Consider the following 308-nt stretch of genomic DNA (forward strand, 5'->3'; position numbering starts at 1 on the left):
CTCAGGGTCTGCCCCACCTTCGGCGTGCCGGAGATCCTCAGGCCCGTTACCGACGGCGCGTCATAGGCTGCCATCGTCGGACTATCCTGTACCACACCGGTCAGCGACGGCTGGCTGCTGCCTTTCGGCGTTACCACCACCCGCACGCTGTAGCCCGCATAGCTGTCCGGCAGCGTAAACGTTCTTGCCGTGCCGCCTGCAGCATTCTTCCATGTTGCACCATCCTGCCATTGCCACTGGAAGCTGGAGGCGTCCGTCCCGGACCCGTTTGCCGTGAAGGTGTATTCCGCACTCAGGGTCTGCCCCAC

Annotated in this window: 1 protein-coding gene; it reads right to left on the reverse strand. The window is 64.0% G+C overall.

Annotated elements, in window-relative coordinates; translation table 11 throughout:
- Positions 1-308: hypothetical protein (locus INF73_RS11280; RefSeq protein WP_193547292.1), on the reverse strand; the 308-nt coding region annotated here is incomplete at both ends.

It is taken from the genome of Enterobacter cloacae complex sp. P6RS (genome assembly GCF_014982245.1).
Taxonomy (GTDB): Bacteria; Pseudomonadota; Gammaproteobacteria; order Enterobacterales; family Enterobacteriaceae; genus Enterobacter; species Enterobacter bugandensis.